Here is a 14,446-nt window from a genome sequence, read left to right as displayed (position 1 = left end):
TCATGATCTCAGCAGCAGCGTGCGCCCGGATTCGCGTCCGCCTCCGCATGACGTGCCTTCCAGTACTCGCGCTCGGACGGCACCGGGTGCCCGGGATGGACCCGGTTCCGGTGCTCGACGAAACGCTCGTAGTCGTGATCACCCATGACGGAGGTGATCCACCACGTCGCGGCGCGAACGGACTTCAGGACGGCGTTCATGTCAGTGGCCCGTTCCCGGCCGGCGCACCGTGCCGTCCGCGATGAGCACGTCCCATTCCGCCTGCACCGACTTCTCCGCCTCGGTGGGGAGGAAACCGCTGGGCGCGAACAGCTTCGACGGTACGTCCTCCTCCTCGCTGCTGGGCAGTCCACCGGCGCGGATCGCCTTGAAGCAGACGGCGAATCCGGCGAGCGCGACGATGAGGACGAGCACCGCGAAGACGATGGACAGCGTGCCCTGGATGAAGGTGTTGCGGATGACGGCGTCGATGGCCTCCGGTGTGGCGGCGGACCGGAACTCGGTGAGGCCCTGCGACTTCGCTTCCTTGAAGTCGCTGTGCTGCGCCCAGTAGCCGATGGCCGGAACGTCGGAGAAGATCTTCTGGTACGACGCCGTCATGGTGACCACGAGGTCGAAGGCCAGCGGCAGCGCGGGGATCCAGGCCCACTTCAGCAGACCCTTCTTCACCACGACGGTCAGGACGACCGTGAGCGCGATGGCGGCCAGCAACTGGTTCGCGATGCCGAACAGCGGGAAGAGCGTGTTGATGCCGCCCAGCGGATCGGTGACGCCCATGAGCAGGATGGCGCCCCAGGCCGCGACGACGATGACCGAGCAGATCCAGGCACCGACGCGCCACGACGGATCGCGGAACTTCTTCGCGCCGCCACCGAGATTGCCGAGCGAGTCCGACAGCATGAAGCGGGCGACACGCGTGCCTGCGTCGACGGTGGTGAGAATGAACAGCGCCTCGAACATGATCGCGAAGTGATACCAGAACGACTTCAGGCTCTCGCCGCCGAAGACCTGGTGCAGCACCTCGGACATGCCGAACGCGAGTGTGGGGGCGCCGCCGGTGCGCGAGATGATCGACTCCTCACCGACGTCCGTCGCGGCCTGCGACAGCTCGGCCGCGCTGACGTCCCCGCCTGACAGTCCGAGCCCGTTGACGTACGCCGCGGCGGTCTCGGGTGTTCCGCCGGTGAGTGCGGTCGGTGCGTTGAGCGCGAAGTAGATGTGCTGATCGAGAATGCAGGCGGTGACCAGAGCCATGATGGCGACGAAGGACTCGGTGAGCATGCCGCCGTAGCCGATCATCCGCATCTGCTTCTCCTTCTCGAGAAGCTTCGGCGTGGTGCCCGAGGAGATCAGCGCGTGGAAACCGGAGAGCGCGCCGCAGGCGATGGTGATGAAGAGGAACGGGAAGAGCGATCCGGAGAACGCGGGTCCGTTGCCCTCGCTGGCGAACGACGTCATGTCCGGCATCTGCAGGACGGGTCGAGCGATGAGGATGCCGACGGCGAGCAGCACGATGGTGCCGATCTTCATGAACGTCGACAGGTAGTCACGCGGGGCGAGCAGCAGCCACACGGGGAGGATCGACGCGGCGAGACCGTAGGCGATGAGCAACCACGCGACGGTGACCTTGGACAGCGTGAACCAGTCGGCGCCCCATTCGGTCTCGGCGACCCAGCCGCCCGAGATGATGGCGAGCAGCAGCAGGACGACGCCGATGAGGGAGACCTCGGAGACCTTGCCCGGGCGCAGGTACCGCAGGTAGACGCCCATGAAGAGGGCGATCGGAATGGTCAGTGCGATGGAGAAGACGCCCCACGGGCTCTCGGCGAGTGCGTTCACGACGACGAGTGCGAGCACCGCGATGATGATGATCATGATGACGAAGACGCCGATGAGGGCGGCGATACCGCCGACCACGCCCAGCTCCTCGCGGGCCATCTGACCGAGGCTGCGGCCGCGTCGGCGGGTCGAGATCCAGAGCACCAGGAAGTCCTGCACCGCGCCGGCGAAGACGACGCCGATGATGATCCACATGGTGCCGGGCAGATATCCCATCTGCGCAGCGAGGACGGGACCGACGAGGGGACCGGCGCCCGCGATCGCGGCGAAGTGGTGGCCGAACAGCACCCGACGGTCCGTCGGCATGTAGTCCTTGCCGTTCTCCAGGATCTCGGCGGGTGTGGCCCGATCGTCCCGCGGATGGACGATGCGGTTCTCGATGAGGCGTGCGTAGAACCGGAACGCGAAGATGTAGGTGCAGACCGCCGCGACGACGAACCACACCGCGTTGACCTGCTCGCCGCGGATCACGGCGATCACGGTCCAGGCGACAGCGCCCAGCAGACCGATGATGACGAAGACGATGCGTTTGGGCACCGTCATCGGTGAGCGGTCGACGACGCCCACGGGGGGAAGGTCGTCGTCGGTCTTGAGGAACTCGACGTGCGAGTTCCCCCTGTCGGACACGGCAGTCATCTGCGGGCTCCTGGCATGCGGTGGAGGGGCGGCGATCATCGTGTGATCGCAGTCACTGTAAGCAGACCGACCGACATTTCGTGCGGTTGTGAGCCTGGCGTGTGCGGATCGTTGCGCCGAGCGGTCCGGGACCGTCGCCGAACGTCACGACATGACAACGAGACCCCACTCGCGCGCCCCGACTGCCTACGATGCTCGTGTGTCAGACCACCCCGAGTACCCGCAGCAGCCGTACACCGGTTCGTCGTACGAGCCCGACCTGACGAAGGGGCCGACAGACACCGGAGCGTTCCCGACCAGCGGAGCCTTCCCGCAGCAGCAGCAACAGCCGAGTTATCCCCAGCAGCAGTACGGCCCGCCGCCGCTGCCGCCGACCAACGCCGGCTGGGCCGCCGCCGCGCTGATCTTCTTCTGGCCGCTGGCGTTCTCGGCGTTCAACCACTCGAGCTCGGTGTTCCCGCGGTGGTCGCTGGGCGACTATCAGGGTGCGCACTACGCGTCGGAGCGCACGAAGCAGCTGGGCAAGTACTCGCTCTACATCTTCGTGGGGCTCTTCGCGCTGTTCATCCTCTTCTACGTGCTGCTCATCGCCTTCGCGATCTCGGCGGGATCGGGCACCGACTACACGTACTGACAGGGCGGTCGGGGGCGGCACGTAGACTCTCCTCCCTGTGAGCCTCACCCTCGGAATCGTCGGACTGCCCAACGTCGGTAAGTCGACCCTGTTCAATGCGCTGACCAACAACGACGTGCTGGCGGCGAACTATCCGTTCGCCACCATCGAGCCGAACGAGGGCGTCGTACCGTTGCCGGATCCGCGGCTGAACGAGCTGGCCAAGATCTTCGGTTCCGAGAAGATCCTTCCGGCGCCCGTCACGTTCGTCGACATCGCCGGCATCGTGAAGGGCGCGTCCGAGGGCGCCGGCCTGGGCAACAAGTTCCTCGCGAACATTCGTGAGGCCGACGCCATCTGCCAGGTCGTGCGCGTGTTCGCCGACGACGACGTGGTGCACGTCGACGGCAAGGTCGATCCGGCCGCCGACATCGAGGTCATCGAGACCGAGCTGATCATCGCGGACATGCAGACCCTCGAGAAGGCGATCCCGCGTCTCGAGAAGGAAGTTCGCACGCAGAAGGATCGCGCGCCGATGGTCGCCGCGGCCAAGGAAGCGCAGACGATTCTCGACAGCGGCACGACGCTGTACTCGGTGAAGGACACGTTCGACGCGTCGTCACTGCGTGAGCTCAATCTGCTCACCACCAAGCCGTTCCTCTACGTCTTCAACGCAGACGAGTCGGTGCTCACCGACGACGCGAAGGTCGCCGAGCTGAAGGCTGCTGTCGCACCCGCCGACGCCGTGTTCCTCGACGCCAAGATCGAGTCCGAGCTCGTCGAACTCGACGACGAATCCGCGATGGAGCTGCTCGAGAGCATCGGCCAGACCGAGCCCGGCCTGCACGCCCTGGCCCGCGCCGGCTTCCACACCCTCGGACTGCAGACCTACCTCACGGCGGGGCCGAAGGAGTCCCGCGCGTGGACCATCCATCAGGGCGACACCGCACCCCAGGCCGCCGGTGTCATCCACACCGACTTCGAGAAGGGCTTCATCAAGGCCGAGGTCGTGTCCTACGACGACCTCGTCGCCGCCGGATCCATGGCCGCCGCCAAGTCGGCCGGCAAGGTCCGCATCGAGGGCAAGGAATACGTCATGGCCGACGGCGACGTGGTGGAGTTCCGCTTCAACGTGTGATTGCGGCTCAGCGCCAGCCCAGCTCAGGTGCCACGTGCGTCAGCACCGACTCGATGAGGTGTGCGCAGTACTCGACGCCGAGCTGGTTGGGCACGGTCAGGAGCAGTGTGTCGGCCGCGGCGACGGCTTCGTCCTTAGCCAGCTCCGCGATGAGCTTGTCTGGTGAGCCGGCGTAGGTCTTGCCGAAACGAGCGATGCCGCCGTCGATGTAGCCGACCTGATCGCCGCTGCCGCCCTCGCGGCCGAAGTACGCACGATCCACGTCGTCGACGATCGGGAAGATGCTGCGGCTCACGGACACTCGCGGTTCGAACGAGTGGCCGACGTCGGACCACGTCTTGCGGAAGCGCTCGATCTGTTCGGCCTGCAGTTCGTGGAACGGCACGCCGGTGTCTTCGCTGAGCAGAGTCGAGCTCATGAGGTTCATGCCCTGCTGCGCCGTCCACTCGGCGGTCGCACGAGTACCTGCACCCCACCAGATGCGCTCACGCAACCCGTCGGAGTGCGGCTCGAGGCGCAACAGGCCGGGCGGGTTGGGAAACATGGGGGAGGGGTTCGGCTCCGCGAAGCCCTTGCCCTCCAACAGGTCCAGGAAGATGCGCGTGTGCTCACGGGCCATGTCTCCGCTGTCGGTGCCCTCGGCCGGGGCGTAGCCGAAGTAGCGGAAGCCGTCGATGACCTGCTCGGGCGATCCCCGGCTCACACCGAGCTGCAGCCGCCCGCCGGAGATCAGGTCGGCGGACCCGGCGTCCTCGGCCATGTAGAACGGGTTCTCGTAGCGCATGTCGATGACGCCGGTGCCGATCTCGATGCGATTGGTCTTGGCACCGACGGCCGCGAGCAGAGGGAACGGCGACGCGAGCTGGTTCGCGAAGTGGTGAACGCGGAAGTACGCGCCGTCTGCACCGAGTTTCTCGGCGGCGACCGCGAGGTCGATCGACTGCAGCAACACGTCCGATGCGGAGCGCGTCAGCGAGTGCGGCGACGGTGACCAGTGCCCGAACGACAGGAACCCGATGTTCTTCATGCACCGGAGAACGCTGACGGCGCCCGAATATTTCCCTTCCGGCGGCCGCCACCGTCGCCTAGCGTGGATCCATGGCTCAGGTGAGACAGGTGCAGGTCACCTTCGATTGCGCGGACCCCGAGCGAGTCGCCCGATTCTGGTGCGAGGTTCTCGGATACGTGGTGCCGCCGGCGCCCGCGGGCTTCGCCGACTGGGCGGAGTTCGACCGTTCGCTCCCCGCCGAGAAACAGGGGTCGGCCTTCGCATGCGTGGACCCGAACGGGGTGGGCCCACGGCTGTACTTCCAACGCGTACCCGAGGCGAAGACCGTCAAGAACCGCGTCCACCTCGACGTCCGTGTGGGCGTCGGCATGGTCGGTGACGAGCGCCTCGGGGCTCTGGAAGCGGAATGCGCACGCCTCGTCGACCTCGGAGCCACGCGAGTGCGGCTCCTGCCCGCGGGCGACGGAGAAGAGTCCTGCATGGTGATGCAGGACGTCGAGGGCAACGAATTCTGCCTGGACTGACGTCCCGTCAGAACGGTGGTGGGTCGTCGTTGTCGGCGAACTCTCGTCTACGTCGGTTTCGGGAGCGTTCGGACCGCCGCCGCGCATGCTTGTCCGCCAGGCGGGTTCTTCGCCTGGTCGGTGATGTGCGCGGGGCATCCGGTGGGGCCTGCGCCGGCTGTTCGAAGGTGATGTCGGCGAGTCCGGGGTACAGGTCGTACCCGTTGTGCGCCGGGCCCGGAATCACGCGTCCCTCGGGTGTGGCGATGGTGGAGACGACTCGTCCGGTGTCTCCGTCGAGGTACTGGTCGTCGACGAAGTCGCCGAACGTCTTCAGGTTGTGGTGAAAGCGGCACTTGGCGCCGAGGTTGACGTCGGTCGTCTGTCCACCGGCCGCGGGATCGTCGTGGTCGTACTCGGTGATGTGGTCGAGGTCGCCGGTCCAGACGGCGTTGCTGCAGCCGGGCCAGGTGCAGTACTGATCGCGGATGCGCACGAACGTGTCGAGGGCACTGGACGGGCGGTAGGGATCCGCGGGTTGCGAGGCGGGGTTGGTGGCGGCGACAGGCCTCAGAACCGCGTCGGGGCGCGCAGCGAGGTCGGCGACGTGGTCGGCGGAGATGGCGCCGTGGCCCGCGAGGAAACCCGGGTTGCCCTGCTGCGCGGAGGCGGTGTCCCCGTTCACGGTGGCGGCGTCGGCGACGACGTGCACGATGACGGTGGTCAGGAGGCCGTCCTCGCCGGTCCAGCCGGGAGCGTCGCAGTCGTCACGGTCACACTGGCATTCGAAGGGGGTGCGCGTGGCGAGGGCGAAGAGGGCGTCGCTGCGTCGGGCGCCGGCGCTGCGCGGGTCTTTCGGGCAGACGCGTCCGGCGAGGTCGTCGACAGCAGCGGCGACGAGGACGGCGTTCTCGGCGGGCATGGTGGCGCACTGATAAGCCATGCCGTCGGGTGCGGGGTCGATCCAGAAGCCGCGGTCGTCCTTCGCGCGAGTGCGACGCTCGCGGACGGCGTCGGGGTCGTGGCGGTAGACGATGCGGTCGACCATGTCGCGCATCCGGGCCACTGACCAGGAGCCGCGTCGCCGTAGTGCCGTCGCGATCTCGGCATCGACCAGGTGGGCATGGTCGGTGCCGTCGACGAGGTCGGTGCGGGCGATGATGGTGTGGATGTACTTCGGGGTCACGAGGCCGTCGCGGAGGCAGGCGGCAACGTCGGGCAGACGATCTCGCAGGGCCACGGCACGGGTGAGTATGCCCTCGCCTGCGCCCTGGGTGATCGACAGGACTGCGGCGATGCGAGCGGCGCAGTGGGTGGTCGCGTCGAAGCGGCGGCGGTCGGCGGTGTCCAGTGGTGCGACCAGTCGGGTGTGCAGTTCCGCCGCGGCCCGGTAGCGGGTCCATTCGAGGTACGCGGCGCCGGCGGTGGCGTGGGTGAGTGCGCCGAGGACGCCGTCGACCGTGACATCGGCGAGGTGTCCGGGTAGGCCCATGGCCTCCGGATCGCGCGTCGCCCACCCCTGTTCGAACATGTGTGCGAAGATAGCAGCGGGCACCGACACGAACAGGCCGAGAGGGGCAGAATGCGCACCATGCGAGTCGAGCGCATCACCACCAACCTGCCGGTCGAGGACATCGCCGAGGCGAAGTCGTTCTACACCGATTTCCTGGGACTCGCGGTCGAGGAGTTCGATCTCGGTTGGGTCGCCCGCTTCACGTCACCGGAGACCGGTGCGCACGTACAACTGGTGACGCGAGATGCGACGAGTCCGGTGGAGTCGGCGATGTCGGTTCACGTCGACGACGTCGATGCGGCGTACGAGGAGGCCGTCCGTCGCGGTCACGAGATCGTGCATCCGCTCACCACGGAGGAGTGGGGAGTCCGACGATTCCTCGTGCGCGCTCCTGACGGAAACGTCGTGAATGTCGTGATGCACCGAGCGTGACAGTGACTCGTCACCGACATCCGCCGTCCGAGGTGCACGCCTGCAACGACGCGTCTTGACTGTCGGGGACAGATGTTCCCTGCAGTGAGGACTACCGCCATGCTTTCGCTCTGGATCTGGAATCAACCGTGGGTCTGGTCCTCGATCGTGTCGAACCTGACCGATCTCCTCTGACGGAGACGTCAGCCGAGGTCGATACCCGTGGCCTCCACGACCGCGCCCCACAGTGCGTCCCGTGCCTCCGGCGAGTCCCGCCGCCAGGACGGGTAGTGCGTGGGGCGCGGTCGTCTGTCGTGCCAGAACATCCCCGTGGACGCGAGTGGCTGATCGGCGGCCGCGAGCCACACGATGGTGTCGGCTCCGTCGTCGGCGGTGCGGAGGATGGGTTTCATCACCGAGCCGAACATCGGAATGGAGTCCGTGACACCGGGTGTGGCCGCCCACCCCGGGTGCATGCTGTGCACGACGGGATCGTCGGGCCCGGTGAGGCGCTCCGCCAGTTGCTCGGTGATCACCACCTGCATGCGCTTGGTGCGGGCATAGGCGGTGAGGCCCGAGTAGTCGCCGTGAGCGAACTCGACGTCGGTGGTCTGCAGCGGCACCGGATACATGCCGCCGCTGGAGACGAACACCACGCGAGACCCCGCGTCGAACAGCTCGCGTAGCCCGACCGTGAGCGCGACGGGCCCGAGCACGTGGGTCGCGAAGGCCATCTCGTGCTTCTGTGCCGTCTCGGTGCGCTCGGGCGGCATGACGCCGGCGCAGTGCACCACCGCGTGGATCGACGTCAGCTGAGCGGTCAGTGTGGTGACCAGCGCAGCCACGGCATCGAGGTCGCTCATGTCGCACTCGTGCGCGACGAGCTCGGCGCCGGGCACGGTGTGGCGGATCTCGGTCGCGGAGGCGTCGAGCCGCCGCGCCGAACGCCCGACCAGATGCACCCGCGCACCGAGGACGGCCAGTTGTCGGGCGGCAGCTGCGCCGAGACCCGAGCTGCCGCCGGTGACGATCACGTCGATGGGGGCGGGGAACGGGGCCGGATCGGCCGCCCAGAATCGACGACGGACGGCCGACCCGATACGGGAGTAGCCGGGCACGACCGTCCGGTCGAGCGCCTCGTCCAGCACTCCTGTCAGAAAGTTCCCCACCGCGACCACTAGGCGGGAGGACCGTCGGTGCGGTCGCTGTTCTTCTCGCCGATGGCGTCCTTGGCCTTGTCCAGCGCGCCGTCGATCTGGGAGTCGTGCCCGGCGAACTTCTTCTTGGCCGCGTCGCCCGCTTTGTCCAGTGCCTGTTCGACCTTCTCCTCGTTCTGGTCGAGCTTGCGCTTGATCTCGCCGAAGTTCACCATCGGTCGTCCTCTCGTTGATCGTGTGAGCTGCAGTTCGAGGCTACCCACTGCCGGGCGTGGAAGAATCCCGACCATGCCGCGCACCGCCGTACCCGACGCGATCCACGACATCATCGGTGCGGCACTCGCCCCGCTCCCGCCGCACCGGCGGGACACCTTCACTCTCCGTGTCGAGCGCTGGTGGCCCGACCTCCACGAGGCCGTCACCGCCCTGTACGCGGAGCCCGATGCGGTGGCGCGCATCCTCGTCGAGCGCGCGGCACACGCGTTCGCGGACCGGCCCGACGAGCTGCACCGGCTCGACGAGCGGCGACTGCTGGAGCCGGACTGGTTCCAGCAGCCCACCATGTTCGGGTACGCCTGTTACGTCGACCGTTTCGGTGGCACTCTGTCCGGTCTGGCGGATCGGCTGGACCACCTGACGGATCTCGGTGTCACCTACCTGCACCTGATGCCGCTGCTCACGCCGCGTCCGGGCGACAACGACGGCGGGTACGCGGTCATGGATTACCGCACGGTGCGGGAGGACCTGGGGACGGTCGACGATCTCCGCGCGCTCGCCACCACCCTGCGCGAGCGCGGGATCAGTCCCGTGATCGACCTGGTCCTCAATCACGTTGCCCGCGAACACGAGTGGGCGGAACTGGCGCAACAGGGCGACGCAGTCCGCCGCGACTACTTCCACATCCATCCCGACAGGTCGACGCCCGACGCCTACGAGCGCACGCTGCCCGAGGTGTTCCCCGACTTCGCACCGGGGAACTTCACGTGGGACGACGGCGTCGACGGCTGGGTCTGGACGACCTTCAACGAGTGGCAGTGGGATCTGAACTGGGCCAATCCCGCGGTGCTGGTCGAGTTCGTCGACATCGTCGCCGCTCTCGCGAACCTGGGCATCGAGGTGGTCCGTCTCGACGCCATCGCCTTCCTGTGGAAGCGGCTGGGAACCAACTGTCAGAATCAGCCCGAGGTGCACGCGATCACGCAGATCCTGCGGGCGACGGCGCGCATGGCCTCGCCTGCGCTGTTGTTCAAGGCCGAGGCGATCGTCGGACCACGAGATCTGTTGCCCTACTTGGGAACCGGATCGCACACCGGTCGGGTGTCCGACATCGCTTACCACAACAGCCTCATGGTCCAGGTGTGGTCGATGCTGGCCTCGGGCAGCACCGAGCTGGCGCGCCACGCCCTGTCGACACTGCCACCGACTCCGCCGGGCGGGACGTGGGTGACGTACGTGCGGTGCCACGACGACATCGGATGGGCGATCGACGACGGCGACGCGGCCGCGATGGGTCTGTCCGGCGCCGGCCACCGACACTTCCTCGCCGACTGGTATTCCGGAGAGTTCCCGCAGTCGTGGGCGGAAGGTCTGGTGTTCCAACACAATCCGGACACCGGCGACCGTCGGATCAGCGGGACGGCGGCGGCGCTCTCGGGCCTCGGTGCGGAGCGACGGGATCCGGACGGCGCGTTCGCCCGGCTGTTCCTCGCCCACGCCCTCGTCGCGGTCTGGGGCGGGATCCCCGTGGTGTGGAGCGGGGACGAGATCGGCTCGCCGGGTGATCCCGACTGGGCGGCGGAACCCGGCCACGAGGACGACAACCGGTGGGTGCACCGACCGCGCGTGACCGACGCCGACAGGGCGCGACGCCACGAGCAGGGCTCCGACGCGCAGCGGGTGTTCGACGGCATCGCGCACATCGCCCGCGTGCGGTCGGATCTGCCCATGCTGCATGCCGAGGCGCCGGTCGACGTTCTGGGCGATCTGGACGACGGAGTGCTGGGTGTCCGCCGTCGGCACCCGAGCGGCACACTCGTCGCCCTGTTCAACGTGAGCGACACACACCGCCCGGTGGCGGTGTCCGTCCTCGGCCGCTCGGGAATCGTCGCTCCGCGGGAGGTGCTGACGGGCGTCGGGTCGGTCGACGACGACACCGTCTGGCTCCCGCCGTACGCCGCCTGGTGGGTGGTGGACGGTTAGCCGTCCCGGAACCTCGCGTCGATCCACCGCATCGCGAACGGCAGACCGGACAGCGCGCCCACGAAGTGGTCGCCGAACACAGGCCGGTACTCCACGTCCGCGCCGCGTCCGCGCCACGCGTCGACCAGGTTCAGGACGCCCTGCTCAGGGATCCACCGATCGGCGAACCGGGGCACCGCAGCACCGTGATAGAACGCCACGGGTACGACGGGCGCGTCCGCCCCCGGAGTGTTCGCCTCGATGACGGCGCGCGCGGTGGCGGACTCGAACACGCCCGGGTCCACGGACAGCCGTTCCAGTCGCAACCGCGCCAGCCCGGACAAGGCCAGCGGGACGACGGACAGGTCCTTGATCATCGACGCGAGAACGATGCCGGTGGGGCTGAACTGCTCGACCAGGGCTGGGTGTTCGCGAGCCATGCCGATGATCGCCGCCCCGAAGAGGCCGGCTCCGAGAGTGCCGTTCATGGTCCCGCGCAGCAAGCCGACGTCGACCGGTGATCCTCCGGCCACGGCGCCGCGCAGGACGAGCTCGGGCGCGTAGGAGGGGTGCAGTTGCGCGGCCCAGGCCGTCGCGATGGCACCGCCGCTGTAGCCGTAGAGGGCGGTCGGGCTCGTCGCGTAGGACGGGTCGAGCGCGACGAGTCCGCGGATGCTGTCGAGCACGGCGTGCCCTGCCATGGTCCCCTCGGCGTAGGCCATACGCGGTCCCTGATGGTCCGGGATCAGCACCGCGTACCCGCGCTGAAGCCAGAGCGGAACCACCGTGGGGAAGTCCTGGCCGACGCCGTGGACGATGCGATACGACGGTGTCGACCGGGTGCCGAGCGAGTCGATCGCGACGTTGTGCACGACCACGGGCCGGGTACCCGACCCGCGCCACGGCCTCCTCGGTTCCATCAGCGTGGCGGTGACGGGCACCGAACGACCGAGAGCGTCGGTGGAGCCGACCATGAACTGGCGCAGGCGGGTTCGTGGTCGCGGGAACCATCCCGTCGCATCGCGGTGGCGCACGAGGACACCCGGTGACAGGTCGTGATCAGGCGTGTCGAAGAAGGAGTCGTCGGCGATGGGGGTCGGCAGGATGGCGGCGTGCGGATCCGCCGCCATCTCCGGTGTGATCCGCCCCGCGATCAGTCGATTCATGCTGCGCGACAGCGCCATGGTTCCCCCCGTTCGGGTCACCGTACTGCCTCGGGCAGCGGGCGTGGCAAGAATCTCCTCGAGTCCAACGGTGTCGGCCGACGGCGCCGACGAGCAGTCTCGTCTCCCGTGACGACGACACACGACCGAGTGACCGACGGCCCGGCGACCGACGAGGCCCTCCGCGCCCGCTTCCGACCCGTCTTCGACCGCATCGCCGAGGGCGCGGTGGCCCGCGAGAAGGACAGACGGCTCGCCCATGACGAGATCGCGCTGCTGCGCGAGGCCGGCTTCGGCGCACTGCGCGTGCCGGTCGAGCACGGTGGCTCCGGCGCCTCGGTGACGCAGTTGTTCTCGCTGCTGGTCGATCTCGCGGCCGCCGAGTCGAATCTGCCGCAGGCGCTGCGCGTGCACTGGAGCTTCGTCGAGGACCAGGTGGCGGCAGAACCGGGACCCGATCGCGACGCGTGGCTGCGGGCGATCGCCGACGGCACACTCGTCGGCAACGCGATCACCGAGCCGGGTGTCGGGGCGGTGGACCACTACCGCACGACGGTCACGCGCGGCCCGGACGGTCTGCGTCTGAACGGCGAGAAGTTCTACAGCACGGGCAGTCTCTACTCCGACCACATCCTGGTCGCTGCCGACCTCGACGGCGAGCGGGTGTCCGTGCTCGTCGACTCGGACGCTCCCGGCGTCGTGCAGCGTGACGACTGGGACGGCTTCGGGCAGCGGCTCACCGTCAGCGGCACCACCACGTTCACCGACGTCGCCGTCGACGAGTCGCGCCTGCTCGGACCGGGGTACGGCGCACCCGGACGCACGTACGCGACGTCGTACCTGCAGCTGGTCCAGCTCGCGGTCCTGGCCGGCATCGCGCGCCGCGCCGCCGACGACGTCACCGCGTGGGTCCGCGCCCGCACCCGCAGCTACACCCACGCCGCCGCCGACCTGCCGCGACACGATCCGGTGGTGCAGCAGCTCATCGGGCGGCTCGAAGCTGCCGCCTGGTCCTCCCGCGCCCTGGTTCTGTCGGCGGCCGCAGACGTCGAGCGCGCCGTCGAGGTGGGCGACGACGCATCGCTCGACCGGGCCGAATTGAGCACGTCGCACGCCCAGGCCGTGGTCGTCGACCTCGTGCTGGACGCGACGACGCAGTTGTTCGAGGTCGGCGGAGCATCGATCGTGTCGGAGACCCTCGCCCTCGATCGGCACTGGCGCAACGCGCGCACCATCTCCGTGCACAACCCGGTGCTCTACAAATTGCGCTCGGTGGGTGCTCACATGCTCAACGGCGAGGACCTGCCCTACGCGTGGTCGGCGGGGAACAAGACGAGCATCGCGGCGCCCGCTACGGGCAGGGGATAGCGTCACGGGCATGACACACGCCGGTGGCACCGACCCGAAGCCCTACTCCACGGGGGAGCGGGTGTTCGGTCCGCCCAACGGCACGTTCGACGCGGACTGGGCGGCGACGGCCCTGCGATCGAACCGGCCGGAACTCGATCACGCGACGTCGGTACGGCTGGTGGAGAAGGCCTGGGACCTGCTGCGCTCGCAGGGGCTGCGTGGCAGCGAACTCGCCGAAGCCCTGAATCTCGAGCCCGGGCTGGCGTCCGCGGTGTCCGACGTGGCGACCGAGACCGCGCGCTTCTACCTCGACCGGTGACCGCTACCCGGTGGTCGGCCGAGCGCAGTGCCGAGGACTCGCACGCCTACGTCGCCCGCTTCCGGGAACTGGAGGCGTCGGGCGCGGACATGCACGGGGAGGCCCGCTTCGTCGACGCCGTGCTGCCCCGAGCCGCGCGTGTCCTCGACGCAGGATGCGGAACCGGACGACTGGGCGCAGAACTCGCGCGGCGCGGACACACGGTGACCGCCGTGGATCTCGACTCGGTCCTGGTCGCGGAGGCGCGTCGACAGCACGGCATCACGGTGGTGGAGGGCGACCTGGCGACCATGGATCTGGAGCCGCAGTCGTTCGACGCGATCGTGGCCGCCGGCAACGTCATGGTCTTCCTCGCCCCGGGCACCGAGTCGACGGTGCTCCGGCGCTGGTACGACGCGGTGGTCCCGGGCGGGGTGGTGATCCTGGGGTTCGCGACGGACCGCGAGTACACCGCCGACCGGGCCGAACGAGACGTCCGGGACGCCGGCTTCACGGCCGTGCAGCGCTTCTCCACCTGGTCGGTGGCACCGTGGCGCGAGGGTGCGGAATGGGTTGTCCTGACCGGGTACCGACAAGCGGGAAGTCTCTCGGGCATCGGCACGCCTGGCTAGAATTCG

At 68.5% G+C, this 14,446-nt stretch carries 15 protein-coding genes; 8 read left to right on the top strand and 7 right to left on the bottom strand.

The window, feature by feature from the left end:
• Positions 1-8: 8 nt before the first annotated feature.
• Both OHB23_RS18125 and OHB23_RS18120 read right to left on the bottom strand, forming a co-directional pair.
• A complete protein-coding gene (locus OHB23_RS18125; RefSeq protein WP_051612930.1) occupies positions 9-200 on the bottom strand; it encodes a YbdD/YjiX family protein in 192 nt (63 codons plus the stop codon).
• Between the two features lies 1 nt (position 201).
• Entirely contained in the window at positions 202-2,475 is a 2,274-nt protein-coding gene (locus OHB23_RS18120) for a carbon starvation CstA family protein (RefSeq protein ID WP_222638186.1), read from the bottom strand.
• 199 nt (positions 2,476-2,674) lie between these two features.
• On the opposite strand from OHB23_RS18120, the gene OHB23_RS18115 reads away from it, so the two are divergent.
• Together OHB23_RS18115 and ychF are read left to right on the top strand one after the other, a co-directional pair.
• The gene (locus tag OHB23_RS18115; protein WP_235578827.1) at positions 2,675-3,109 is read left to right on the top strand and encodes a CD225/dispanin family protein; all 435 of its coding nucleotides are present in this window, start codon (positions 2,675-2,677) and stop codon (positions 3,107-3,109) included.
• Positions 3,110-3,146: 37 nt separating this feature from the next.
• A complete protein-coding gene (ychF, locus tag OHB23_RS18110; protein WP_027503913.1) occupies positions 3,147-4,226 on the top strand; it encodes a redox-regulated ATPase YchF in 1,080 nt (359 codons plus the stop codon).
• Positions 4,227-4,233: 7 nt separating this feature from the next.
• Here the strand turns inward: ychF and OHB23_RS18105 are convergent, their stop codons facing one another.
• The gene (locus tag OHB23_RS18105) at positions 4,234-5,253 is read right to left on the bottom strand and encodes an LLM class flavin-dependent oxidoreductase (RefSeq protein ID WP_328810070.1); all 1,020 of its coding nucleotides are present in this window, start codon (positions 5,251-5,253) and stop codon (positions 4,234-4,236) included.
• 71 nt (positions 5,254-5,324) lie between these two features.
• Here OHB23_RS18105 and OHB23_RS18100 point away from each other — a divergent pair, with 71 nt between their 5' ends.
• Positions 5,325-5,759, top strand: coding sequence for a VOC family protein (locus OHB23_RS18100; RefSeq protein ID WP_056447390.1), 435 nt, complete (start codon positions 5,325-5,327; stop codon positions 5,757-5,759).
• Positions 5,760-5,766: 7 nt separating this feature from the next.
• On the opposite strand, the gene OHB23_RS18095 is transcribed toward OHB23_RS18100, so the two are convergent.
• The gene (locus OHB23_RS18095; RefSeq protein ID WP_328810069.1) at positions 5,767-7,269 is read right to left on the bottom strand and encodes a DUF222 domain-containing protein; all 1,503 of its coding nucleotides are present in this window, start codon (positions 7,267-7,269) and stop codon (positions 5,767-5,769) included.
• A 60-nt stretch (positions 7,270-7,329) separates the two neighbouring features.
• On the opposite strand from OHB23_RS18095, the gene OHB23_RS18090 reads away from it, so the two are divergent.
• A complete protein-coding gene (locus OHB23_RS18090; RefSeq protein WP_222638182.1) occupies positions 7,330-7,683 on the top strand; it encodes a VOC family protein in 354 nt (117 codons plus the stop codon).
• 182 nt (positions 7,684-7,865) lie between these two features.
• Here OHB23_RS18090 and OHB23_RS18085 read toward each other — a convergent pair whose 3' ends face one another.
• Complete coding sequence (locus OHB23_RS18085; RefSeq protein WP_285188402.1) at positions 7,866-8,831, bottom strand: SDR family NAD(P)-dependent oxidoreductase; 966 nt, start codon at positions 8,829-8,831, stop codon at positions 7,866-7,868.
• 8 nt (positions 8,832-8,839) lie between these two features.
• Positions 8,840-9,034 (bottom strand): antitoxin, encoded by a 195-nt coding sequence (locus OHB23_RS18080; protein WP_037183861.1) that lies wholly within the window; start codon positions 9,032-9,034, stop codon positions 8,840-8,842.
• A gap of 73 nt (positions 9,035-9,107) precedes the next feature.
• Between OHB23_RS18080 and OHB23_RS18075 the strand changes: the two genes are divergently transcribed.
• Positions 9,108-11,018 carry an alpha-amylase family protein gene (locus tag OHB23_RS18075; RefSeq protein ID WP_328810068.1) on the top strand — a complete coding sequence of 637 codons (1,911 nt, stop codon included), beginning with the start codon at positions 9,108-9,110 and terminating at the stop codon, positions 11,016-11,018.
• Here the strand turns inward: OHB23_RS18075 and OHB23_RS18070 are convergent.
• Positions 11,015-12,181 carry a lipase family protein gene (locus OHB23_RS18070; protein WP_082544616.1) on the bottom strand — a complete coding sequence of 389 codons (1,167 nt, stop codon included), beginning with the start codon at positions 12,179-12,181 and terminating at the stop codon, positions 11,015-11,017. The two genes, OHB23_RS18075 and OHB23_RS18070, sit on opposite strands and share 4 nt — an antisense overlap.
• Before the next feature lie 108 nt (positions 12,182-12,289).
• Between OHB23_RS18070 and OHB23_RS18065 the strand changes: the two genes are divergently transcribed.
• From OHB23_RS18065 to OHB23_RS18055, 3 genes are read left to right on the top strand one after another with little or no spacing between them, the layout of a single operon-like run.
• Positions 12,290-13,528: an acyl-CoA dehydrogenase family protein gene (locus OHB23_RS18065; RefSeq protein WP_308115383.1), complete on the top strand. Its 1,239-nt coding sequence runs from the start codon at positions 12,290-12,292 to the stop codon at positions 13,526-13,528.
• A gap of 10 nt (positions 13,529-13,538) precedes the next feature.
• A complete protein-coding gene (locus tag OHB23_RS18060; protein ID WP_328810067.1) occupies positions 13,539-13,829 on the top strand; it encodes a hypothetical protein in 291 nt (96 codons plus the stop codon).
• Positions 13,826-14,440: a class I SAM-dependent methyltransferase gene (locus OHB23_RS18055; protein WP_328810066.1), complete on the top strand. Its 615-nt coding sequence runs from the start codon at positions 13,826-13,828 to the stop codon at positions 14,438-14,440. Before OHB23_RS18060 ends, OHB23_RS18055 begins: the two co-directional genes overlap by 4 nt.
• Positions 14,441-14,446: the final 6 nt, after the last annotated feature.

Origin of the sequence: Rhodococcus sp. NBC_00294 (assembly GCF_036163995.1) — a bacterium.
In the GTDB taxonomy this organism is placed as follows: Bacteria; Actinomycetota; Actinomycetes; order Mycobacteriales; family Mycobacteriaceae; genus Rhodococcoides.
The sequence above is the reverse complement of the archived record's forward strand: the minus strand, read 5'-3'. Positions and strand labels throughout refer to the sequence as shown.